General features: G+C 37.3%; 19 protein-coding genes. 11 read left to right on the forward strand and 8 right to left on the reverse strand.

Annotated features, from left to right (window positions below):
* Positions 1–488: 488 nt before the first annotated feature.
* A complete protein-coding gene (locus ABXH34_RS07530) occupies positions 489–2,519 on the reverse strand; it encodes a CHAT domain-containing protein (RefSeq protein ID WP_353571258.1) in 2,031 nt (676 codons plus the stop codon).
* 254 nt (positions 2,520–2,773) lie between these two features.
* Between ABXH34_RS07530 and iscX the strand changes: the two genes are divergently transcribed.
* Positions 2,774–2,974, forward strand: coding sequence for a Fe-S cluster assembly protein IscX (iscX, locus tag ABXH34_RS07535; RefSeq protein WP_353571259.1), 201 nt, complete (start codon positions 2,774–2,776; stop codon positions 2,972–2,974).
* A 38-nt stretch (positions 2,975–3,012) separates the two neighbouring features.
* Here the strand turns inward: iscX and trmL are convergent, their stop codons facing one another.
* Together trmL and ABXH34_RS07545 are read right to left on the reverse strand one after the other, a co-directional pair.
* Entirely contained in the window at positions 3,013–3,471 is a 459-nt protein-coding gene (gene trmL, locus ABXH34_RS07540; RefSeq protein WP_353571260.1) for a tRNA (uridine(34)/cytosine(34)/5-carboxymethylaminomethyluridine(34)-2'-O)-methyltransferase TrmL, read from the reverse strand.
* 17 nt (positions 3,472–3,488) lie between these two features.
* Complete coding sequence (locus tag ABXH34_RS07545; RefSeq protein ID WP_353571261.1) at positions 3,489–4,886, reverse strand: glycosyltransferase family 2 protein; 1,398 nt, start codon at positions 4,884–4,886, stop codon at positions 3,489–3,491.
* A gap of 365 nt (positions 4,887–5,251) precedes the next feature.
* Here ABXH34_RS07545 and glnL point away from each other — a divergent pair, with 365 nt between their 5' ends.
* The 7 genes from glnL to ABXH34_RS07580 all read left to right on the forward strand — a co-directional run bounded on the left by glnL (position 5,252) and on the right by ABXH34_RS07580 (position 14,369).
* Positions 5,252–6,316, forward strand: a complete 1,065-nt coding sequence (gene glnL / locus ABXH34_RS07550; RefSeq protein ID WP_353571262.1) for a nitrogen regulation protein NR(II) — start codon at positions 5,252–5,254, stop codon at positions 6,314–6,316.
* A complete protein-coding gene (gene ntrC, locus ABXH34_RS07555; protein WP_353571263.1) occupies positions 6,313–7,719 on the forward strand; it encodes a nitrogen regulation protein NR(I) in 1,407 nt (468 codons plus the stop codon). Before glnL ends, ntrC begins: the two co-directional genes overlap by 4 nt.
* 245 nt (positions 7,720–7,964) lie before the next feature.
* Positions 7,965–9,656 carry a WD40 repeat domain-containing protein gene (locus tag ABXH34_RS07560; RefSeq protein WP_353571264.1) on the forward strand — a complete coding sequence of 564 codons (1,692 nt, stop codon included), beginning with the start codon at positions 7,965–7,967 and terminating at the stop codon, positions 9,654–9,656.
* A 177-nt stretch (positions 9,657–9,833) separates the two neighbouring features.
* Complete coding sequence (moaB, locus tag ABXH34_RS07565; RefSeq protein ID WP_353571265.1) at positions 9,834–10,367, forward strand: molybdenum cofactor biosynthesis protein B; 534 nt, start codon at positions 9,834–9,836, stop codon at positions 10,365–10,367.
* An 82-nt stretch (positions 10,368–10,449) separates the two neighbouring features.
* Positions 10,450–12,018, forward strand: a complete 1,569-nt coding sequence (locus ABXH34_RS07570; RefSeq protein ID WP_353571266.1) for an adenylate/guanylate cyclase domain-containing protein — start codon at positions 10,450–10,452, stop codon at positions 12,016–12,018.
* Positions 12,019–12,116: 98 nt separating this feature from the next.
* Positions 12,117–12,920 (forward strand): dihydropteroate synthase, encoded by an 804-nt coding sequence (gene folP, locus ABXH34_RS07575; RefSeq protein WP_353571267.1) that lies wholly within the window; start codon positions 12,117–12,119, stop codon positions 12,918–12,920.
* A gap of 12 nt (positions 12,921–12,932) precedes the next feature.
* A complete protein-coding gene (locus tag ABXH34_RS07580) occupies positions 12,933–14,369 on the forward strand; it encodes a M48 family metalloprotease (protein WP_353571268.1) in 1,437 nt (478 codons plus the stop codon).
* Between the two features lie 225 nt (positions 14,370–14,594).
* On the opposite strand, the gene ABXH34_RS07585 is transcribed toward ABXH34_RS07580, so the two are convergent.
* Positions 14,595–15,221, reverse strand: a complete 627-nt coding sequence (locus tag ABXH34_RS07585; RefSeq protein ID WP_353571269.1) for a SanA/YdcF family protein — start codon at positions 15,219–15,221, stop codon at positions 14,595–14,597.
* 69 nt (positions 15,222–15,290) lie between these two features.
* Positions 15,291–17,819: a two-partner secretion domain-containing protein gene (locus ABXH34_RS07590; RefSeq protein ID WP_353571270.1), complete on the reverse strand. Its 2,529-nt coding sequence runs from the start codon at positions 17,817–17,819 to the stop codon at positions 15,291–15,293.
* A 1,107-nt stretch (positions 17,820–18,926) separates the two neighbouring features.
* Between ABXH34_RS07590 and ABXH34_RS07595 the strand changes: the two genes are divergently transcribed.
* Entirely contained in the window at positions 18,927–19,247 is a 321-nt protein-coding gene (locus tag ABXH34_RS07595) for a type 2 periplasmic-binding domain-containing protein (protein WP_353571271.1), read from the forward strand.
* 73 nt (positions 19,248–19,320) lie between these two features.
* Here ABXH34_RS07595 and ABXH34_RS07600 read toward each other — a convergent pair whose 3' ends face one another.
* Together ABXH34_RS07600 and ABXH34_RS07605 are read right to left on the reverse strand one after the other, a co-directional pair.
* Positions 19,321–20,643, reverse strand: coding sequence for an ATP-binding protein (locus ABXH34_RS07600; protein ID WP_353571272.1), 1,323 nt, complete (start codon positions 20,641–20,643; stop codon positions 19,321–19,323).
* Between the two features lie 11 nt (positions 20,644–20,654).
* Complete coding sequence (locus ABXH34_RS07605; protein WP_353571273.1) at positions 20,655–21,314, reverse strand: response regulator; 660 nt, start codon at positions 21,312–21,314, stop codon at positions 20,655–20,657.
* Positions 21,315–21,629: 315 nt separating this feature from the next.
* Here ABXH34_RS07605 and ABXH34_RS07610 point away from each other — a divergent pair, with 315 nt between their 5' ends.
* Both ABXH34_RS07610 and ABXH34_RS07615 read left to right on the forward strand, forming a co-directional pair.
* Positions 21,630–22,346 (forward strand): cytochrome b/b6 domain-containing protein, encoded by a 717-nt coding sequence (locus tag ABXH34_RS07610; RefSeq protein WP_353571274.1) that lies wholly within the window; start codon positions 21,630–21,632, stop codon positions 22,344–22,346.
* A gap of 52 nt (positions 22,347–22,398) precedes the next feature.
* Positions 22,399–22,578, forward strand: a complete 180-nt coding sequence (locus ABXH34_RS07615) for a hypothetical protein (RefSeq protein ID WP_353571275.1) — start codon at positions 22,399–22,401, stop codon at positions 22,576–22,578.
* Positions 22,579–23,531: 953 nt separating this feature from the next.
* Here ABXH34_RS07615 and ABXH34_RS07620 read toward each other — a convergent pair.
* On the reverse strand, positions 23,532–25,483 hold a 1,952-nt coding region (locus tag ABXH34_RS07620; RefSeq protein ID WP_353571276.1), incomplete at its 5' end, for an Ig-like domain-containing protein.

Genomic DNA, 25,483 nt, shown 5'->3' on the forward strand with positions numbered 1-25,483 from the left:
GTCTGGTATTGATGTTTAGAGAGAATACAACTAAAAAATTTCAAATGATTTTAGCGCTTTCTTTTTAAAATATCTATTTGAATTAAAATGTTTATTTTGAAATGCAGGGGGCGTTTTTATAGTATGTAATACTTACAATAACTATATTTTATAATTAAAAGGTTGTAGAAGGTATAACGTTTATGCTAAGTTCAGTGCCGCTTGTACTGTAGAGTGCATTTTAAACACCATAGGGCAAGCGAAGTATAAAGGCATTGCGCCAAACTACCAGTTCAAAGGATGAGGCTTTAGAGGCTAATTTAATATTGAGTTGTTTCAAATATTTATAAAAAGAATTGCTTTGTCGCTTTGTTTTTTATAAAGATTTGGCTGCTGACTTTTGAAAAAGTTTCTAATGTATATAATTAAAATAAGTAGTCTTACCTCTGCAAATCGTTTTTAAACTGTGCGCAGAGGTTTTATCTTTTTAAGTCGTTTCTTCACTTCCCTTATAACCAGTTACCAATCAAAATAAATCCGCTCCAATAGCGTGGGTGATGATATGTGGTTAGTTGCATTAATTTCCATTGGGCTTGTTGTAAAGCTTGGGCTTTTGATATTGTTCTTTTCGCTAATTTCTGATAGAAAATCGGGATAAGCTCTGCTGTTGCTGCATCATCAATGGCCCATAAGCTGGCCAGTACACTGTGCGCCCCTGATTTAACCGCTAAGCCTGCAATACCTAAGGCGGCCTGTCTATTGCCCGTTTGAGCTGTTTGACACGCACTTAAAGTTAGTAATTCAATCGGTTGCTGTTGGAATTGACGTAACCTCACCAGCTTTTCAAGTTGATTTAAATTCATTTTTCCCTCATAAGTAAGCAAAAAACTATCTCTGACTTTTGGGTTAATTTGGGCATGGGTTGCTAAATGGAGCAAATTATAAGGCTGTTGTTTTAAATTTTGATAAAGTGTGTCAAATTGGAAGTTATCATTTTTAAGTAATTGTTTATCATTCCAAATAATATCAATTTGTTGCAACTCTTTATTAACATAAGGCAAAGCTGGAAATTGCCCTGTCGATTGGGATAAGCCACCTGCAAGCAATTTGTAATCAAAATTAATTGTTGACTTCAATGTAGTCAGTCGCAAACTTGGGGTAACAGCCAACGCATAATGCTTAATCAGATAGTCTTCTCCATTGTGTAAGGCGGCAAAAGGCAAGGTATATAAAATGTCGTACGGCACAATAACCAAGGTATTAATTTGATATTTTTCTAAAATATTTTCAATCGGTTCAATCAGCCAAGCATAAATTTTTTGTCCTACCCTTTTATCTAAATGTACTAGAAAGCGTTGAACTAACCACTGTAAATCTTGTAAATATTGCTGTTGGATTGTTACTTGGATTATTTGACCTTGAATCAACAATAATAATTCAGAGCGTTCAGATAATAAAATTGGGTAAAATATGGCGGTTGTTTTAGGAATTTGATTTTTTAAATCAGTTGGTTGGGTCTTTGATACACAATCATCTTGAAAATAATTTTCTAATTCTAAACTTTTATATTGTTCTAAAATAAGAATCACTTGTTTTAATAGGATTTGCTTTTCGACTATGGCCTGTGAGGCTTGTTGTAATAACATATCTATCAGTTCAAAATAGACAGGTTTTACAAACTGTTCAAAATGTTCCTGTTCTCCAATATAGCCTAACAATAAAGCTGAACGAATTTTTTCTATATTTTCGATACTGAATTGATAATATTGTATTGAAGCAGCGTTTTTTTCCTGTTTGCGTAAAATTTGGGCTTTTCGCCATTGCCAGCGATATAGTATATCCAACTCATTTTGACCAAAAAACAATGCAGACTGAAGTAACTGTAATGCGTCATTATTACGTTGGTATTTTTGGTAATATTCTGCTAAATAGCCATAAGCTAAACTTTTAAAACGTGGTTTATTCAATTTAAAACTGAGTTGCAATGCTTGCTGATATAACGAAAGCTTATCTTGTTGTTTCGCAAGGGTCAGAAGGGCATTAAATTTTGCTACTGATTCAGTTAAATCCTTTATATTCTGCGCTATTAATGGAATATAACTTGAGTCCAATTGACTAAGATTAATTAATATTATAGTTTTTAACTCGATATCTTCAAATTCGGTATGTAAAGCTTGTAAATAATACTGAGCCGCTGGTTTTATTTGTTGCTGAGCAAGGGCAATTTTACCAAGCTGACTTAGGTTTTTAGCAATTAATAATGGATTATCCAGTTTTTGGGCAAGCTTAGAATTTTGCTGGACATAGGTTTGGGCAAAATCAAATTCACGGCGAGCAATATGAAATTCAGTCAATTCATGATTCAGTTTAAAATAATCAATACTAAAATGCGCTGTTTGTTGTAAAGCCTGTTGTAATTTTTTAATAGCTGCCGTTGCATTGCCTTGTTGATGATATTGGCTGGTTTGTTTCAGCAATTCATCGGTTGTTTGAGCGGCACAAGTAGCACTTAAAAACACTAAAAGAAGTATGCGAAACATTTGCAACCTGCTTTGTACAAATGGGTGGGTAAGCAGTACAGTATAATGGCAAATGCACCACAATTTAAATCATCATTGTTTTGCTTTGATTACTGGAAAAATCGTGGTTTTATACCAATCCTAATATTTAGGAACAAGATTCCAAATCGTCTGGATTAATCATCGTCAATTTGAAAATAATGGCTCATTCTCCATTTCGGAACTGCTAACTTACTGTAAATAAAAATATTAAACTATTTTAAAGGCAAAGCATCATGTCAATTAAATGGACAGATACGCAAGAAATTGCAATACAACTTTACGAACAACTCCCTAATACCAATCCACAATATGTGAATTTTGTTGATTTACATCAATGGGTTTGCAAGTTAGATGAGTTTGATGATGACCCACAACATAGTAATGAGAAGATTTTAGAAGCGATTCAGATGGCATGGATTGAAGAGCTGGATTGATCTGAGTTCGATGCAGCGTGACACCGAACTCCATTGATTTAAATGACAAAATCCAGTTGTCGCCATGCTTCATATAAAATGATGGCGGCTGAATTGGATAAATTTAAGCTGCGACTAGTGGGCAACATAGGAATTCTAATCACTTGCTCAGCAGGTAAGCTTGCTAAAAAATCATTAGGCAACCCACGGGTTTCAGGACCAAAAATAAATCCATCACCAGCCTGATAATCAGGGGCGGTATGATTGATTGTCCCTTTAGTTGAACAGGCAAATAAACGTTTCGGTTGCATTTGCGCAATAAATTCATCTACGCTTTGATATTCTTTAACGCTTGCCCATTCATGATAATCCAAACCCGCCCGACGCATTCTTTTATCATCCAGTTCAAAACCGAGTGGATGAATTAAATGTAGTTGAATACCCGAATTAGCGCATAAACGAATAATATTACCCGTATTAGGCGGAATTTCAGGTTGATAAAGCACACAATGAAACATGATTTTTCAATTTATTATTAGCGATAAAAGAACCATTTAAGCCCAGCTTGCCATACATTTTTCCAACTTGTGGTTTCGCGCACGCAGAAGTTTTCATCATTCACATAAAGCTGTTTAGCTTTCATCCACGCAAGACCAATGACAGGTTGATAATCTGATTGTACAACTAAATCATATTGGCCACGCATCGTCCAATAGCGCCACCAACGGGCTAAAAATCGGCGTGGAATATTGGAGATAAATTGAGGGTTTGGCAATTGATAAACCGCCTCGCCTGTTGGCAATGGCATAAATTCGATTTGTAATTCAGGGCGTTCTAATTGAGCTTGACGGAACGGCTCTTGAATATTCATTGTATTTAAATTGACGGGATACGAAATCAACACCCGTTTAATCTCAGGCTGTAATAAAATCTGTTTAATTTCGTCATGCGGACACGGTTTTATCTGTAGCTGAATATTGCATTTACCCATGGTTTTTTGGTCAAAATCGTTAATCGCATCATCGTGTAATTGGGCTAAATCAGATTTCCCAATCAAATGATAATAAACGGCTTTTTTCAAAACATGTTTTTTCAGACGCTGTAAAGTCGCTTTGGGTAGGCCATGATGTTGTAGCATGTCCAATACATTCCGATTATCGTAATACAATACCCAAGTCGGGACTTTTGCAGCAGCGGATAAATGCCAGATTAAAGATTTTGCGGAGACAACTACACGGTGTCCCATTTTGCCAATCCGTAAACACCATTCAATATCATCATAATGAATAAAATAATCACGCCACAAACCTGCTTTTTTCGCCACATCAGCCCGAATCACTAATGAGGCCGCAGCAACATATTCAATATCCATGAATTGATTACAGTGCATCAGCAATTTACTTAAATCAACATCAGCGGTTAATAGCTCATCAGCGGTTTTACCAAACCATGCAGGAATCTGTTCCATGTGTCGATTTAAAATCAATTGGCCAGCATGAAAACGACGGTCAACATATGCTCCCATTTCATTGATACGCCACGGATAATCCAATTGCATCATAGTTGAACCTGCAACCGCAATATCAGGTTTTTGCTCAAGTAGATCAACTAATTCAGTCAATGCTTTTTGATGGACTAATACGTCATTATCCAGTAACCATAAGTATTGATATTTGCCTTCTGGTTGTTCAAATGCCCATTTTAAACCTGTATTAAAACCACCTGTCCCACCAATATTTTCAGGATTGCAAATTAAATGAACATGGGAATATTCAGCACGAATAAGCTCAGCCGTTCCATCATTACTTGCATTATCAATTACTACAATATCGATATCCTGTTCTGGGTAATCTAAAGTTTTGACTGAATCAAGCAGGTCTAGCACATATTGCTTTTTATTCCATGTTACGATAATGATTAAAACGTTTGGCATTCTTCTGTATCCGCATTAGAACATATAGGCAAACGCATATTGTAATAGCAATTCATGTTGAAAAGAAGCGAAAAGGCAAAATCAGCTAAAGCTGGCACATTAAAAAATATGCACAAAGAGCCGCTAATGATGGTTTTAGTATCGAATTTTAGCTCAATGGTTTGAGAGGTTTTTTAAAGCATATAATAATATCAGCGTACTAAACGCACCAAAAAAGTGCGCCTTCAAAGCAAAATGCGATTAAATAGCGCAGCCAATCTATACAAATCATCATTTACCAAGTAGTTATAAATCAAAACCACTTAAAATCAAGCGGCATAATTATTGCGGAACAGTAGCCACTTTTGACAGGGATGCCTAGATGAATGATGACCCAAACTCATGTTGCTCAACAAATTTTAGATAATCTCACCACAGCGGTCTTATGGTTTGATGACCAATTCCAATTATTTTCGATTAATTCATCGGCTGAAACTTTATTAGAAATCAGTGCTAAACAGGCGCAAGGCTTACCGATTCAGCAGGTATTAACTCATGAAAAATTAACTCCTGAAATTCTTTCGCAAATTGTCATGAAACGTTGCTCACTCATTGAGCGTGGTCTACGACTGCACTTTTTAGGTGCAAGAACCATTGCGGTAGATTGTATTGCAACTCCTATTTTTGAAGCCACCCAACAATATTTGCTTATCGAATTAATTCAAGTCGATCAACATATACGTATTACCCGTGAAGAAAATCTATTATTACAACAACAAGCTGCTCGTAACGTTATACGCGGTTTGGCCCATGAAATTAAAAATCCGCTGGGAGGCTTGCGTGGTGCAGCACAGCTACTTGAGCGTGAATTGCCTAGCGTCCAATTACGTGAATATACCGATATTATCATTGAAGAAGCCGATCGTTTACAAAGCCTACTTAATCGGATGTTGCAACCCAATGTTGCTAGTCACAAACGCACAACCAATATTCACCAAATACTGATTCGAGTACGTCAGCTATTACTGTCAGAACTAGGGGAAAGCTTAATCATTCATAGCGATTTTGACCCCAGTATTCCAGAATTTAATGCAGACCCCGATCAATTGATTCAAGCTATTCTCAATATTATGCGCAATGCCACTCAAGCCATGGATGGCAAAGGCGAAATTACAATTCGAACCCGAGTTCATCGCCAAATGACACTGGGTAATAAACGCCATAAATTAGTTTTGGGGATTGATATTAAAGATGATGGGCCGGGTGTGCCAGATGATATTTTAGATCAAATTTTTTATCCATTGGTGACAGGTCGTGCTGAAGGCACAGGACTTGGCTTATCAATTGCCCAAAGTCTTGTGAATCAACATGACGGTATTATCGAATGTGACAGCATTCCTGGACAAACCACTTTTACGCTATGGCTACCAATGTTGGAGGATGAAGTATGAAACATGAAGTTTGGGTCATAGATGATGATAAATCGATTCGCTGGGTATTAAAAAAAGCCCTTGAAAAAGCGGATATTCCTGCTGTCGCATTTGAAAACGCTAATTCAGTATTGCCGATGTTAGATGAGTCACAGCCTAATACGATTGTGACTGATATTAGAATGCCCGGTATGGATGGCTTGCGTTTATTAGAAAAAATCAATCAGCTTTATCCTGATATTTCAGTGATTATCATGACGGCCTATTCTGATTTAGACAGTGCTGTAGCAGCTTATCAAGGTGGTGCATTTGAATATTTGCCCAAGCCATTTGATGTAGATGAAGCCGTTGATTTAATTCGTCGTGCGATGCAGCGTAGTGCCAGCCAAGACAGTCATAATGATGTTGAAACCATTAAACCTAGCGAAATTATCGGCTCTGCTCCTGCGATGCAAGAAGTATTTCGCGCGATTGGGCGTTTATCTCGTTCCCATATTACAGTTTTGATTACAGGTGAATCAGGTACAGGTAAAGAACTGGTTGCTCATGCTTTGCATAAACACAGTCCTCGCGCCAAAAAACCTTTTATTGCTTTGAATACGGCAGCGATTCCCAAAGACCTACTTGAATCAGAATTATTTGGTCATGAACGGGGAGCATTTACAGGGGCTGCTAGCCAGCGGATTGGGCGTTTTGAACAAGCGGATGGGGGTTCATTATTTTTAGATGAAATTGGTGATATGCCGTCAGAATTGCAAACCCGATTATTACGTGTATTGGCTGATGGTACATTTTTCCGCGTTGGTGGCCATACGCCGATTAAAGTAGATGTGCGGATTATCGCAGCAACCCATCAAGATTTAGAAAGTCGGGTCAAGCAAGGGGCATTTCGAGAGGATTTATATCATCGTTTGAATGTGATTCGGATTCATATTCCACCGTTGCGCCAACGTCGAGAAGATATTTCTACTTTAATGCGTCACTTTCTTGCCAGCTCCGCGCAATCATTAACGGTTGAAGCCAAAACGATTGCAACTGAAACAGAAAAATATGTATCGCGATTAGAATGGCGTGGCAATGTACGACAATTGGAAAATGTCTGTCATTGGCTGACGGTCATGGCTTCTAGCAATGAAATATTAGTCGAAGATTTACCATTAGAATTACGCAAGCAAAGTCCAAATGAAGAACAGCAACACTCCTGGGAATCAAGCTTACAGCTCTGGGCTGAACAACAACTGGCCGCAGGTGCGAGTACCGCGTTATTGGATGAAGCATTACCACGTTTTGAAATTGTGATGCTTAAAACCGCTTTGAAGCATACAGGTGGTAAACGTCAGGAAGCCGCTAAATTATTAGGTTGGGGACGTAATACATTAACTCGAAAAATTAAAGAATTAGAAGTGGATGAGGAAGATTTTTAAGTTTAAAAAGCTTGTTTGACATTATATCTATCTTTGTATGATACAGCAGAACCTTGGATAGTTTTTGAAAATCTCCATTACCTAAAATTGTAACTATTTGAAAAATAAAATATTTTACGTTTTAGCTGGGGATTTGAAATATATATAAATAATCAGTTATAAAAAGCGTCTAAATCATTGATACAATTTATTGCTGTATCCATATATAATGCCGATGTAACAATCAAAACAGAAGATATTTTGGTATGGAAAATTGGCAAGAATCCTATAAAAAGCATCAAGCTCTAGCAAATGAAGTCGCTGAAAAATCTATTGCCCAAGAAGTATTGCAAATAGGCTCACACAATTGGGAACAAAATGGCCAATTTCTGACGAAAGGAGAACTTACTCATATTCGTTTATGGCTTAAAAATGATGAACTCTCTAATATAGAAAAACAGTTAATTTCTGAAAGTCAAAAGGCTATTTTGAATCAAGCGTCTCACTCAACGCAATCAGGTGATAATAATTTACTGATAGGGCTAATTAGTACAAATATTTTAGTTTTATTATGCGTTGCTGTTATCTCCATGTATTATTTTGCTTTTAGCAAACAAGTTTCCCAACAGCCTCAATCAAAGCTAGTAGACTCACAACAAGTTCCTCAGCTCAAAAAACAAATTTCTAATTTAAAAAATCAAGTAATCTCGCTTCGTGAATCAGTTACTACAGTAAATGAACAAAAAAATGCTTACTATGCAAAATGGATTTTACAGGCTGTAGATAATTATATCGATCAGCCTCAAATGGCAACAGCATTACTTTTGAGAGCTTTTGAGCATTCGTCACAGCAAATATTTATTGAACATTTGTATGATATTGTGGCTCAACATGGTCAACAATCTCTAAAAGTATTGGATAAACACCAAATAGATATACAATACGCAATATTTAGCCCTGATAGTCAATATGTTGTAACAGTTTCAATCGAAGGCTTTGGTTATTTATGGAATATAGCAACAGGTAAAGTAAAACTGACGTTTATGTTGCCAGATTGGTCTCCATTGTCTTACGCAAAATTTAGTCATAATGGTGAGTTTTTACTGATTGCAGGTGGTAATACGGCTTTAGTTTGGGATATGGCTCAGCAAAAACAAATCGGTTTATTAAAAGGCCATAGTGCAGCCATCCTTTCTGCTTCATTTTCAGATGATAATCAGTATGTTGTAACTGCTTCACAAGATAAGACAGCTCGTTTATGGAAAACTGAGACAAGTGAGTTACTACAAACCTATATAGGACACCAAGACCTTGTTTATACAGTTGAATTTTCTCCTAATAACCAGCTTATTGCTACAGGTTCAAAAGATGGTACGGCAAAATTATGGCAAGTTAAAACTGGGCAGTTAATGCATAGCTTCAGTCATTATCAAAAGGCCGTTAAATATCTTTGCTTTCAAGAAGACTCATTAGTTGTGGCAAGCTTTGATGGTCAAATCCAATTTTGGGATATTGATACAACTAAACAGCTACACAGCTTTAATTCTGAAAATACAGCACTTAAGAGTTTTAGCTGCCAAACTGATAAAATAGCCGCATCATTTGCAAATAATACAATCCATATTTTGAAATCGATAAATGCTAAACCTCTTACACAATTTACTTTTCGCAATCCTATTAATCATGTTGATTTAAATAAAAAATTATTAGTCACTGCATCTAAGACAAAGGTTTCAATCCAGAATTGGCAAACTCAGAAGCAACTATATTCCTTTTCACATCCAAAACGAATTAGACAAATTGTGATAAGCCCTAACGGAAATCATTTGTTAGTGATTGTTGGTGAACTTGCTTATATTTATCCATTATTCCATTCTCAATCAGGTATTTTGCGAGCAGCAGAGTTAATCATTGGTGATAAACCATTATCTATATTAAAACAATTTGAAATAGAATGAGTATTATAAATACATAAGTAATGTTAAATGGCTCTTGTAAAATAACACACCAAAATAAAAATATTTATGATAAATCGAATAGCTTTTTGGATTATTTTATAGTAGCAAAAATATCAAAACATTCTTTACATAACTGCTATTAAACTGGCAGGATAAACGACTACAAGGAAGTAAAACATGTCAGATTCACATGATTACAAACATGAATTCAAATCGCTCAATATTTCTATTTTGACAGTATCTGATTCACGTACTGAAGAAACGGATAAATCAGGTAAAACTTTAGTTGAACGTTTGACACAAGCAGGACACCAAGTGTCAGAAAAAGCGATTGTCCCAGATGATATTTATCAAATCCGTGCCATGGTTTCCAAATGGATTGCTGATGATGCAACGGATGTTGTAATTACTTCGGGTGGCACAGGGGTAACAGGACGTGATGGCACACCAGAAGCGGTCACACCATTATTAGACAAAATGATTGATGGGTTTGGCGAAATTTTCCGCTTTTTATCGTACGAAGAAATTAACACATCAACGTTACAATCACGCGCATTGGCAGGTGTTGCAAATGGCACGTACATTTTTTGCGTACCAGGTTCTACAGGGGCTTGTCGTACTGCATGGGATAAATTGATTAAAGAACAACTTGACGCACGTACTCGGCCTTGTAATTTAACAGAACTAATGCCACGTTTACTAGAAAAATAGGATTTAAATGACCTCAATGCCTTGTGTTGTGGCATAAGGACTCCAGTTCTAGGAAATTGGCAGTCCTTGGGGGGTAACAATCATGTTTTACATTTTGATGTTGTTGACAATATTCAGTCTCGGTTTTGCAATTATCCAATTTTATCAAAATAAATATTTGCGCCAACAATTTCATAAAATTAATAGTAAAAATAAGCAGTTACAAACAAAAGTATTTAATCTTAATGCTTTGATTGATGCAATACCGATTGGTATTAGCGTATTTAAACCTGATGGGCAAATATTCAGCCGCAATCAACATGCTCACCAATTAACACATCCCGATCAAGAAACCGAACAGCAAGATTATGAAATCTGTTCTATTGACACAGGTTTACCCTATCCTGCGGAAAAAACACCGTTTAAACAAGCTCTGATTGGAAAGCAAACCTTTATCGATGATGCTGAAATCAAAATTTGTAATCGGGCGATTCCTGTCGAAATGTGGGGCACACCAATTTATGACGCGCAACAACAATTAGTTTTTGTCACAACGTTATTTCGAGATATTGGACACCGTATTAAGTTAGAACAAGCTCGCGACCAGAAAATGCGCCAATTACTAGGAGAAAAAGAGCGGTTTCGTACAATTGCGGAAACAATGCCAATTCCTTTATTTATTATTAGCTTATCTGATGGTTTAATTTTATACGCCAATCCACAAGCGGCTGATAGCTTTGGTTTGCCATTGCAAAAATTGATTGGTAAGCAGATGGTTGATTTATATTATCGGTTTGAAGATCGGCAGGTTTTTTTAGGGAAATTATTAAAAGAGCAGCAAATCCGCGGTTATGAATTGCAATATGTTCGCGCAGATGATGTGCCATTTTGGGCATTGGTATATAGCAAAATCATGTTGTACAACCATGAGCAAGTGATTTTGACTTCAATGCTGGATATTACGGAACGTAAGAAGGTTGAAGAAGAACGAATCCGCTTTACTGAAGAATTATATGAATTAAATCTGGCTTATCAACGTTTTGTGCCACAAGAATTTCTTAAGCTATTAGATAAAGCAAAAGTGACTGATATTCAATTAGGCGATCATGTTGAGAAGGAAATGACAATTTTATTTGCCGATATTCGTGATTTTACTCGTCTTTCTGAACAAATGACCCCGCAGGAAAATTTTAATTTCATCAATGCCTATTTAGGCGAAATGGAACCGATCATACGAAAACATGGCGGTTTTATTGATAAATATGTGGGGGATGCGATTATGGCCTTATTCCCTTGTAACGCTGATGATGCAGTACAAAGTGCTTTAGCCATGCTAGAAACACTCGTCGATTTTAATCAACGAGACTGCCAACAGGCGCAAGAAGAGCCTATCCACATTGGGATTGGAATTAATACAGGCAAATTGATGTTAGGCACAATTGGGGGTGAGAAGCGCATGGATGGCACTGTGATTGCCGATGCAGTGAACTTGGCCTCAAGAGTCGAAAGTTTAACCAAAAATTATACGGTTGATTTATTGATTACGCATAATACCTATTTACAATTACGGGATCAGTCGCGTTATCAAATCGAAAAAGTGGATGCGGTCAAAGTCAAAGGAAAGTCTGAGCTTGTCACGGTATATTCAATTTTAGATCGTGAAAACGAATAGTTTGAACAGATATTTATATTCCCTGATACTGAAATCAATTATTTTCATTTTTAAGCTGTTACACTTTTCTAACTTCTATAACCTAATCGTTACAATCAATGAGTTTAAATAATTTTCCACTTGTCATGGGCATTCTCAATGTTACACCTGATTCATTTTCTGATGGCGGGCAATTTCAGCAACAGGATACGGCCTTGTATCACGCAGAGCAAATGTTGCAGCAAGGCGCAGATATTATTGATGTCGGTGGCGAATCCACCCGACCAGATGCACAGCCCATTTCCGTACAACAAGAATTAGATCGTGTCATTCCCATCATCAAAGCGATTAAACAAGCATTGCCTGTCAAAATTTCAATCGATACACACAAAGCAGAAGTGATGCACGCTGCAGTCAAAGCTGGGGCTGATATGATTAACGATGTGGCTGCCCTGCGTCATGAACACAGCTTACAAGTGGCTGCTGAGGCTAATGTCACAGTATGCTTGATGCACATGCAAGGTGAACCACAAACCATGCAACACAATCCACAATACAATGATGTGATTGCCGAGGTTAAGCAGTTTTTATTACAGCGAGTGGCAGCTTGTTTAAATCAAGGCATTGCAGCACAAAATATTTGGATTGATATGGGTTTTGGGTTTGGTAAAACGCTTGAGCATAATTTGCAACTGATGAATCAATTAGAGCAATTCACTCAGCTTGATTATCCTGTACTTGTGGGTATATCACGTAAATCTATGATTGGTAAAGTATTAGATCAGCCTGTTGAACAACGCTTACATGGTGGCTTAGGCTTAACTGCATTGGCAATCAGTAAAGGGGCTAAAATTATTCGGACTCACGATGTCGCAGCGACAAAAAATATTGTTAAAATGATCCAAGCTGTGATGAATAGTTAAAAGAGGTTTATCATGCATATTTTCATATTATTACTGTGTTTTTGGGTGCTGCCTGCTCAGAGTTTAGAGCTGCCTGATATGGGTACATCGGCAGATAATGTCTTGTCACCGATTGAAGAGCAGAAAATTGCTAAGGCTTTATTACGTCAATTACGGCGTGAAGCAGATGTGATGGATGATGTTGAAGTTTATAATTATATCAATTCATTAGGTCAGAAATTAGTATCATATAGCGGGATGTCGAGTCAGCCGTTTTACTTTAATATGCTTAATGAGGCGAGCATTAACGCATTTGCAACTCCCGGTGGTTTGATTTGCGTACACAGTGGTTTGATGCTTAGTGCACGCAGTGAAAGTGAGTTTGCTTCGGTATTTGCTCATGAAGTTGCCCACGTCACACAACGCCATATTGCCCGAAAATTGGAAGCGACCAGTAAAACATCAATCCCGATGGTGGCTGCAATGTTAGCTGGGATTTTTTTAGGTTCGGTAACAGGCAATATGGATATAGCTCAAGCAGGTTTAGCGGTGGCGACTGCTGGCAATCTACAAATGCAAATTCATTTCACCCGTTTACATGAAAAAGAAGCAGATCGGGTTGGGATTGAGTTATTGGCTAAGGCGGGTTTTGAGCCTCGTGATATGCCTCATTTTTTCCAACGAATTCAAGAACAAAGTCGTTTATATACTAAACCGCCAAAATTTTTACTCACGCATCCAATGTCAATTGATCGTGCTGCGGAAGCAAGCGATCGTGCAGAAGATTATCCACCTTCAAATTATTTAGATTCAAATGCTTATCATTTGGCACGCGCCAAAGTACTGGTATTAACCACTGATAAACCGATACGTAAGTTAGTGGAAAAGCTAGAAAATATGTTAGCTCAAGGGCGTTATAACAATGAAACGGCAGTGCATTATGGTTTAGCCTTAGCTTTATTGGAGAATCGTCAAATAGATACAGTAAAACAGCATATTGACTGGCTATTGAAAAATGATACTGATCGGGTCATTTATCATATTTTGCAAGCTCGGTTGGCCTTTTTACAGAAAAATTTAGCGAAAACTGAACAAATCTATACTCAAGCTTTAAAAATTTATCCAAATGATGTACAACTCACTTTAGCTTTTAGTGAATATTTACTAAGACATGGAAAACAGCCGAAAAAAGCGCAAGTCTTATTAGCTAAATTAGATAATCAGCCTTTTCCGAAATATTACCGTTTATTGGCTCAAGCTTATGAGGAAAGCCAGCAAATTGCCGAATCTCACTTAGCGATGGCAGAAAACTATTATTTATTAGGTGAAACTCGTTTAGCGGTGGAGCAGTTAAAACAAGCTCGAAAACGCGAAAATACGGACTACTTTATAGCTTCTCGTATTGAGGCGCGTTACAGAGAGTTGAATAAAGAATTGCAGGAAATGGAAAAGAAAACCGAGGATTCGTAATAAATCAATGGTTCGAACCATTTTTGGATTATATTAGCTATAATTTCTAAATATCTAATTTTTTGGGTTAAATCAAACCAATGGTTCGGACACTTTTAACTTGTGATAACGCACTACGTCGTCATTTGATAGGACGCACACCAAAAAATATTAAGACGCAAGTGCGTTTATGACACATTCCACACAGTGCCTGGAACGAGAAAAAATGCACTTCCTATGATTCTCCTAAACAGGCAAGTTGACCAAATCACCCAAAAACTTAGGCTGTGTCCCCAAAATATACAAATCTAACACCGCCTTTACTTTGGCAAAGTATTCACGAATCCGGGTTTTCAAGCTGCGTGAGCGTGTAACATCCTGTGCATTAAAGCCAATGGCCTGAATATGATAGTAATCAGCAATGAATAATGCTCGCCTATTATGGAATGCTTGAGACACAATAATAAAATCATTTTGTTGAAAAACTTTATTGGCACGGACCACAGAATCTAAGGTTCTAAACCCTGCATAATCTAGCGTGATATCTTCAGAGGGAATGCCTAGATCAACCAGATATTTTTGCATTTCAATCGGTTCGTTATAGGCACGAGTCCCATTATCACCACTGACTAAAATGTGTTGTACTTTGCCTGCATGATAAAGTTTTGCTGCCGCTTCCATCCTAAAGCGAAAAAATAGGTTAATCCGACCGCCTGCAACATAACGATTTGCACCTAAAACCAATGCTACTTTTTTAGGCTGAACTTGCTCAACATCATTATATAAACGGTTTTTAGTTTGTTCATTAATCCATAAATTACAAACCACTGTAATCAATAAACCGAGACCTGTTAATAAAAAACAACTTACCAATGCCCATTTAAATCCTTTTAATATGCGCTTGGTAAAACTGTTTATAGTAGATTGATTATTATTCATCGATTAAAAATGTGCAGGTTGCCAGTCACTTTGTAATGGTGTAATACCGACTTTATCTTGTAAAACAAAACTGCTTTGTAAGACATCTGAGCCACAAGATTTAGGCAGGATAACGTCTGCTCTGACGAAGCTTTCAGGCAGAACTAATAAGCCTTCATCTGAACCAACATCGGGTGTACTAATTGTTATAACCCCATCTAAACCAAATCGTGAAGAGGCATCAATGGGGCTGAGAAAATTAGGTTCCATTTTGTATAAACTGCGGGTCACAATATTGATATTACCCCCATTACCACCAAACGCACGCGCAATAATCGGACTATCATGCAAAATCGTAAACTTTGAATTTAAAGTGATATTACCACCATTGCCCACATCTGCACCGACGCTAGTACTCAGTTCACCTTGCCGTATAAAAAGGTAATTACCCACGTCAACAATCACGTTACCACCATCCGCAATTTCGGTAGAGGTTTGAATAGAACCTTGATTTAACACTAAAGTATTAGCAATATCTAAAATCAAGCTCCCAGCATCACCTGTACCCAAACTTTGGGCTGTCACACGTCCCTCTCTCTGTGCAACAAAGCCCTGTGCTTGAATCGTTATATCACCACCTAAGCCTGCACCGCGAGTTTGAGCATTAATTTGTGCATTGTCATCCAATAATACGCCTGTGGATTTGAGCTGGATTGTACCCGCATCACCCGTAGAACTTTGCGTAGTCAAACTTAATATGCCACTGGAAAATTGTTGATTGGGATCAGTCCCTGAAAATAAAGCGGTTTGGGCGACTTCTAAACTAATATTACCACCATGTCCTGTACCTGTGACTGAGGATGTTAGCTGGCCACCATCTAATACCGTTAAATTTTCTGTTTGTACTTCAATATTACCACCACGACCTGCATTTTCCACATCACCACGACTGTTAGCAATAATACTACCTGCTTGTTTATCTGGGCTGGTGCTTGATAGGGTTACATTTTGGGCTTGAATAGAAACTGTGCCTCCATTGCCTGTACCTACACTACTTGCCGCAATTTGTGCATTATCTTGTAGATTAAGCTCAGCCGTTTCAATTTGAATATTACCGCCTTGCCCCGCTTGGGTCGTAATCGCTGTGAGTCGGGTAGGAATCACATTACCATCGATACGCTCTGCTTGACCTGTTACAGTCAGCTCTTTTGTCGCTTGAATAGATAATTGACCGCCATCACCATATCCAACAGTTAATGAACCCACTTGCGCACCATCAGTAATAAAAACCGATTGTGCATTAAGTTGAATTGTGCCGCCGTTACCTGCATTGACCTCTTCACCACGACTATTTGCACCAATTTGGCTACCAACACCTTGTGAAGTTGTGCCTGAAATATCAATCCGTTCAGCCGCTTCCAAAATAATATTGCCGCCCTGACCTGATTCCCAAGATGAGGCAAAAAGGTTTCCACCATCCAACAATTGAATATTTTTTGCTTTGAGTTGTATATTGCCTGACTCGGCATCGTCCACTTGTAGGGTTAAAGAACTAGGAATTACAGTATCTTGACGAATGGTTTCACCACTAATCGTAATATTGTTTTCAGCAGTAAGATTAATATTGGTCAGGCCGCCTGAACCACGAGAGTTTGCAATCAGTTCAGTACCTGCTTGTAAGCTGATATCTTGTGCCCGAATATCAATCACGCCACCATTATAGTTGCCCGTTTCTGCACTAATTCGGCTGGCTTCTGAAATAACGTGACCACCTCGAATATAAACATTACCGCCTTTTGCACCAGATACGGAAAGCAAACTACGTTGTATATTAATATCAGCTAATTTTTCAGCTTGAATATCGAATTCAGAAAAAAATTCAGTACTGCTAATAAAATTAGTTTTAAACCCCACTTCGCCTTTGCCATCAATACCAATTACATAAATTTGGCCAATGCCCGCAGAAATAATGCTGCTTGAAAAAGTAGGCTGATTGCCAATAAATGATAATGTTCTGAAATTAGCGACTTTTAATTTTGCTTGCTGTAATGAAATCGGCGCAACGTTATCTGACAGAAAACCAAAGGCACTAGGCTCTTCAATACTGAGCAAGGTATTTTCTGTATTGACCGTATCAAAATCATTTCCATCAAGGAAACGTAAGATGTGTGCTGTTGAAGTGTGGAATGAACCTGCAACATCTAAGCTGCTATTAGGGCCAAAAGCAACGCCATAAGGATTAATAAAATAAAAAAAGGCTTCTGGCATGGTACTGGCGATTGTGCCGTCAATGAGGGAAGACTCACCACCTGTGACTCGGCTAATCACGTTGTAAATATCTGCGCTACCAGAGAATGTAGCGACATCTCCTTCGCTAAGATTAAAGCTTTCAAAGCTATGAAATAGATTATTGCCAGCACGTGAACCTAGCGATTCGGTGATTTCATAATGAGAACCTGTCAGTTCAACTCGTTGTCCTAAGCTACCATCTAAGATCACTTCTGCATGTAGACTAGTAGAAAATAACAAGCATAAAATGATGAAGTATTGCATTATTTGTCGTGCCTCTGGCTTTCACTTTTATAGCATAATCTAGCAGTTAAATGACACAATGGAAAGAGGAATGCGGTTTTTTTTGGGGAGTCTTTTTCAAGGCATGTTAAACCCATTCAATTTATGCACACAGTCAGTGACAATAATATTGTCAACAGTTTTGCCAAAATGTGAAATAAGCCTAATTGATATAAAAAAACATTTTAATCAAAAGAGTTGAGTAACAACCTGCTATTACCTAATTTAAATGATGCTTTAAATCTCATTTATTTTCCAGTATTAAGATTTTAATTTTGATATTAGAAAATAAAGCATCGTGGATTAAGTTGTCTTATTTCCCTCCTTATTCCCAAATTTGTTAAAAAGAAAGTGTTTTATAGTCATTTTATTCTAAAGTGATACAGGACTGGCAGTCCTAGATTTTGAAACTGATTGATATTTAAAGTGTAAAAGGACTGCCAGTCCAATACATAAACCGAAATTGACTATACAGTAAATATTATGAAAGCTTTACTTTGTTTAAGGAAGCAATTGATTCTTGATTAGCTCGGTTGACTATGTATTACAAGCAATCTATGGAATCTCTTATGGTTATAACATTTCTACTTTGTCCTAATTCAAAAAATTGAGTGTGCAAAGCCTATATGGTACGCAATAGCCTATAAATTATTTTGAGAACAATTCTTATCTGTTTTCAGAACTCACTTACTTAAAAATAACAAAGGAACTTAGGGTATGTATAAAAAATTATTAATCAATGTAGGGGGCATTCTCATTCGACAAGTAATAAATTGAATCTAAAGGATAAAACTTAAATAATACCTTAAAATACAAGGCTTTTATAAGTGATTGGTAATTAGAGTATTTTCAGGACTTTTGGATTTAATTGAGAACGCTCCCTAATGTTAGTTTGTGGTTTAGGCTTACTACTCCTAACTCAAGCAGCACAAGAAGTAAACCTCTACTCTGCACGCAAAGAAGCATTGATTAAACCTCTTTTAGATCAATTTACCAAGAAAACAGGGTATTACAGTCAATCTAGTTACAGGCAAAGCCGATGCCTTATTAAAACGCTTACAAAGCGAAGGTAATAATTTACCTGCTAACATGCTACTGATAATTGACGCAGGGCGTTTATATCGTGCAAAACAAGCAGGGGTTTTACAAACTATTGAATCAGAAGTGTTAAATACAATCATCCCTACACATTACCGTGATGAAACAGGCGAATGGTATGGCTTATTATTACGTGCTTGGGTGGTGACGTACGCCAAAGACCGTGTAAAACTTGAACAATTATCTACTTCTGAAGACTTGCAAAATGAACAATGGTGCAAACGGGTTTGTATTCGTTCTTCTTCCAATTTGGCTCTTATCATTCAAATACATAAATATATTGAAGAATATAATACTAACCATGGGCAGTAATAAAAACCAAGAGACCTATTAACATCTTTGGCAGCATGAAAAACTTACGCTTTTCTTACTTAAAGTCATAAAGCTAAAACACTGGAAAAATGACCATAATACAGCAGCCTTGTGTCACGGGCTCAAATTGGATATGTGCATCATGTAAATCAACAATCCGTTTCACAATCGATAGCCCTAAACCACTGCCTTGTTTGTCATGTCCACCACGATAAAATCGTTCAAAAACCTGTTGCTGTTGTTCAATAGAAATACCAATGCCACTGTCTTGCACAAGCAAACACATTTTCCCAGCCGCTTGATTTAAAAATATTGTGACCCGACCCTGTTCTGGTGTATATAAAATCGCGTTATCCACCAAATTTCGCAATAATGTATAAAGTGCTTCGGTATTGCTTTGGATCGTGGTGGATTCTGTCGTGATTTCCACCCCTAAATCAATTTGTTTGTTTAATGCCGCGCTTGATAAATCTGAAATGACTTGATAAATGACTTGTTTAAGATCAACCGTCTGTTTTTTCATCGCTTGAGAAGCATCCATTCTTGCCAATATCAATAGCTGTGTGACTAAGTGTGTTGCTCTGTCGACCCCTTTCACTACTTCTCGTAATGCAATATCTTTATCTGTCACCGTTTCAGCACGGAGGGCGACTTGGGCTTGCACTTTTAACGCGGATAATGGGGTACGCAATTCATGAGACGCATCAGAAGTAAAACGCCGTTCGTTATTTAAAGTATAGGCAAGGCGTTGTAATAATTGATTTAATGCATTAACCACGGTTGAAATCTCAGGCGGTATGGACTCCACTTGAATCGGGTTTAACTGCTCTGGTGTGCGTTGGGTGATTTCTGAAACCAGACAGCGTAAAGGGCGCAAACTGCGATGAATCACCATCGCCATCAAAATCGCTAAAATGGGCAAACCCATGATAAAAACAACCGCAACCCCCCAAGTAATTTCTTGAATAAGTTCTTGCCGAATATAGTATTGCTCCGCGACTTGAATAACGCTTTTATCGGTTTTTAAAGTGAATACCCGCCATAAGTGCTGTTTGGTCTGATGGTTTTGATATAAAGGCGAGTCGAGAGTAGGCATAGGAAATATGGGTGAATTCGGCGAATGTGCAATTAAATCACCGTCATGGGCTCGAACCAAAAAGGCAATTTTTTGCTGATAACGATGTCCAATTAAAGGTAAATCAATTTCTAAATGTTCATTGCTATCTATTTTATGTTTTAGTAAAGAGTATAAGGCTCTGGCATTTTGGGCAAGATTTGCATCAAACACTTCGGAAATTTCGTGTTGTGTATGCACATAGGCTTGTGCTGCAACAAATAACCAAAACAGGCTACTTACGGTTAATACCAAAATTAACAAATGTTTTGTAATAGACATATTGATGCAATTTACAGTTTTGGAATCGTATAACCGACACCACGAATGGTTAAGATGATTTGCTTACCGAGCTTTTTGCGTAAATGGTGAATAAACACTTCAACCGCATTGCTTTCAATTTCTTCATTCCAGCCATATAAGGCTTCTTCTAATTGTTGGCGCGACATGACTTTTCCCGTATTTTCTAGCAAGATTTGTAGAATTAACAATTCCTTATTGGAGAGTTTAACGGGTTGCTCAGCTTGAGTTAAAGTGTGTGCAGCGGGGTCTAGGCATAAATCGGCATAATAAATTTTAGGGGTTGCCCGTCCTTGATTGCGTCGAACTAAAGCCCTTAATCTTGCAGATAATTCTTCTAAATCAAATGGTTTGACCAAATAATCATCAGCACCACTGTCCAAGCCAACCACTTTATCATCCAATGTATCACGCGCAGTTAACAACAAAACAGGAGTCGTATCACCTCGATGGCGCATGGCATTCAGCAGACTAATCCCATCTTTTTTAGGCAAATTCCAATCTAAAATAATCGCATCATAAGTTTCTAATTGCCACGCGTGTTCACCTGCAACACCATCTTGCAACCAGTCTACAATGCAGCTTTCTTGGCGTAATCCCGCTTGAATGCCATTTCCAAGCAGTTTGTCATCTTCTATGAGTAATAAACGCATATGTCACTTTAACTTAGTTGTCTTAAACCAATCTTAAAAAAAATCATATTTTCTGCACAAAGCTTAAGTGTGATTTAAGCTTGATCTTCTATTATTATCACACGATTACAAACAAAATCTATTGTTAATACATATTATGAAGCTTCTCGTAAATATGAGCATGAATATGGCGAACATGAGTAGCACAGTTAGGCACTCTGCCATAACAAAATAATAATAATATCCCCTTTAATATAAGCACTTTTAAATCAGTGGGTAAGTTCTGTACTGCCCACTATTTTTTTGATTTATTTTTACTATTTGGAGTATTCATTAATGTCTGAACAATTGATTGCCTACTCAGTGTGGGATAAGACAACACGCTGGTTTCATTGGATTAATGTCATTTGTATTGTTGGATTGATTGCAATCGGTCTGATTATTTTCAATGCAAAAACACTGGGCATTCACGGTGATGCCAAACTGTTGCTCAAAGTGATTCATGTTTATATCGGCTATGTTTTCGCAATTAATTTAGCGTGGCGATTGATTTGGGCATTTATCGGCAATCGTTATGCGCGTTGGGCTAGCTTATTGCCTTTAGATAAAAATTTATTGCATAAAATCAAAGACTATCGTCAAAACAATACCGCTTATGCAGGTCATAATCCTATCGCAAAATTGATGATTAGTTTTTTACTGATATTGATGTTAGCGCAAGCGATGACAGGTTTGGTATTGGCAGGCACAGACATTTATTACCCTCCATTTGGACATGAGATCGCGGAATGGGTTGCAAAAGAAGGTATTGCACCTGAAAGCTTAAAACCGGGGGATAAATCGATGCTGAATGTAGAACAATATCAAGACATGCGTGAATTCCGTAAACCATTTATCACGATTCACAAATGGGCATTTTATATTTTATTACTTGCGATTACATTGCACATAATCGCGGCGGTTATCACCGATATTCGAGAAAAAAGCGGATTAATTTCAGCGATGTTTACAGGACAAAAAGTATTTCGTCACAAGCCTGTTGATATTGAATAACACCATATTATGTAAAATAAAGAGCCGCAATCATGCACGCATCTTCACGAAAATGTTTATATTGCAACCGTATTCAAATGATTTTATACGAATTTTAGGCAATCTCATTGCCCCCAGTATTTATACTGCTGTTGAAGTCATTGAAACAGGTAACTTACTGTTTTTTAATATGCCGCATCACATTGCTTATTGTGGGTTTGTAATAATTCAGGAAGCGATTGGACATTCATGAGGCATTCCTTATGATATTTTGGAGTTGCGTATTAAAGTTATTATTTTTTTGTAAATCGAGAATTCTTCCCATAGTTTATCATTTTTCTGAGTTATTATTGGAGGGGATTGATTTGATGTTGGGTATTGAAGCGATAATAAATGCGATGATGCTTGATTGCATTTTAAGCTGCAAAACTTATTCAAAATGATTTTGCGCAACCGTTTTGACTTTTTGCATTGTTGGAAAGCAAACCAAAAACGACTAGCAATTTAGCATGTTGGGTTATGTTGTTACTACCCATTTCCATGTATTACGTAACAATGCTTTCATGTCCTGTAAAAATGTACTTTCCATAAAAAGCCTGATGAAACAAGGGTAGCAATAATATCCCCGCACATTTTGTTCATGCTCGATAAAAAAACCCCATAAGTATAGAACTAGAAGTATGAGAGCCGTTTCTATAATTGTGCCTATCAACAAGACAATACAAATAAATAAGCTTAATAGAAGAAAAAAGCAGGTTACTAGAAAACCAATGGGTAACTTGAGTAAAATAGCCATTCATTTCTTTCCATATTGGATAAAATAGTCATTTTATTCTTAAGTGTTACACAATAATTTGTCTTTAGTAGAGCTGTAGCCATTTAAAATAAATATATATAACAACTTATAATGAAACCACTATATCCAAGCTATCATGCTGAATAAGTTATCTGCAACCTTTGTACTTGTATAATAATTAACTCAAGTTACATAAAATGAAAAAAGTTTGAAAGAGTAGGGTGGAATAGATGAGCCTTTGATGTTAGTTATTATTAATAAACTACCTCTCACCGTATTCCACCATCCCAAGCGTATCGCATATTTTGCTGGAAAACGCTGCGCTATTCCACCCTACATCAAATGAAAAGTTCTTTTATTTACGTAAGGTGAATTATTAAATAATAAGCAATAAGATTGATAACCATTTATTATTCTAAATCAACCCCAATCATACCAATACCATCACCAGATAAGGTATCGAGAATAACAGCATACGCACCTGTACTCACTTCAACTATTGCATCTTCTGTCTGGGGAATGTGTTCAGCAAGTATTTGTCCCGTAGTCAAGTTGATAATTTTCATCTGAGTCTCAACTTGCCCTTGTAGTATATGACTTCTAACAGTAACATTTCGGCTATTTTGACTTTCAACGATAAAGTTTAAAATCAATGGATCATCCAAAATACCACGTACACTGATATTGGTTAAATCAAGTTGATTGTTTTGCAAACTAATCCCTGTCATTCCGCGCCCACTCACTGCAGTAGATGACATTTGTATTGTATATGAGCCTGCAGCAAGAGTTTCATTTAGAATAAAATTTTCAGTGTTTTGCTCTTGTATCAATACATTCCCATAAAAAAAGCCCAAGCTGGCATCATATAACACCTCATTCAAGGTGATTTGAGGTAAGACACCGTGTTCTAATTTTTCTGCGTGTAGTGTTACATCACTCAAGCCTGTACCATCTAAGATAAAACCTAATATCATATCTTCAGCCCCTCCATTTAACACCGCATTACCACTAAAATTTAAGAAATTAAGTTGAGATGTATTAGAGGCCCGCACATTTGAATCAGGCGAATTTTCAGATATATTTGAATTTGGCTCATTTAAGTCAGGCGTATCTTCAAGTATATTTGAATTCGGCACATTTGAATCAGGTGTATTTTCAGATATATTCGAATTATCTTTATTTGAGGAATCTGGTTTTCCATAAAAACGTACTAAACAATTAATGTGATTTTGCATGTCAATGTGTTGATCTTCACAATCTGGATCACCGCTCCAAATCACATTGTAATCTGCCAAAGTCAAGCCTGTAGGGGTTTGGATGTTGACTAATTCAAGCTTAATTTTTGTTCCGCGATAAAACATGGCTTTGCAATCACCTGCGCCATACTCACAATCAATCCCACTCGGTATGCTACGAATATGGGCTTGTGAACCTGACACGCCAAATTGATAATAATCCTGCTGTGATGAATTTTGTACCGAAGGGGCTTTGATGATGATATTGAGAGCTGTTGAGCGCTCACTTTGATTGCCAGCCACGTCGGTTGTAATTGCTGTAATATCATGATTACCCTGTGGTATTTTTCTTGACGTAATATGCCATACACCATCGACAACAGAGACTTTACCTAAGGAATGACTGACATCATAAAATAATTCAACTGTTGCCCCCGTTTCTGCAGTTCCAATAAATTCAGGCGTTGGATCGGTCGTGATATTGTCACTATCAGATGTGCCTTTATCGCTATCGCTGCTCATATCTGGTGTAGAAGGTGCGTTGGGTGCTGTAAGGTCTAGCATTAGTGCATTAGGAATATGATAAGAGCTGACATTCCCCGCAAGATCAACACCTGCTATTTCTATATCATAGCTTCCTTCATCAATTGAGCTTAAAAGGTTATCTGCTAAAACCCAAGTGCGATTAGCATTATTATGAATAGCATCTACCAAATATTGAGCAGGATGTGTCAACACACGTATATCAATAACAGCCTTCCAATCATCTGTAGAGCCTGTTAATTGAGGGGTTTTATCGTTGGTCAAAAGCGTATCTACGAAAAAAACAGCCGCTGTCGTATCTATAGTAATCGTTAAAACATTAGATAAATCGCTGACATTACCAGCAGCATCAATCGCTTTAGCTGTGTAGCTATATTTACCATCAGGCAGAGCAGCATCATCAGCTATAGAGACTGACCAATTGCCTCCAATCGCAACCGCAGTATCCACAATATTATGCTTATCATTATAAATAATGACTGTGCTATTTTCTTCTGCCGTACCTATAAATAAGGGCGTTGTATCATTGGTAATCCTATCTGTGTTAGACAAGCCTGAATCAGCACCTGTATCCAATGTTATTG

It is taken from the genome of Candidatus Albibeggiatoa sp. nov. BB20, assembly GCA_016744725.1.
Lineage (GTDB): Bacteria > Pseudomonadota > Gammaproteobacteria > Beggiatoales > Beggiatoaceae > Albibeggiatoa.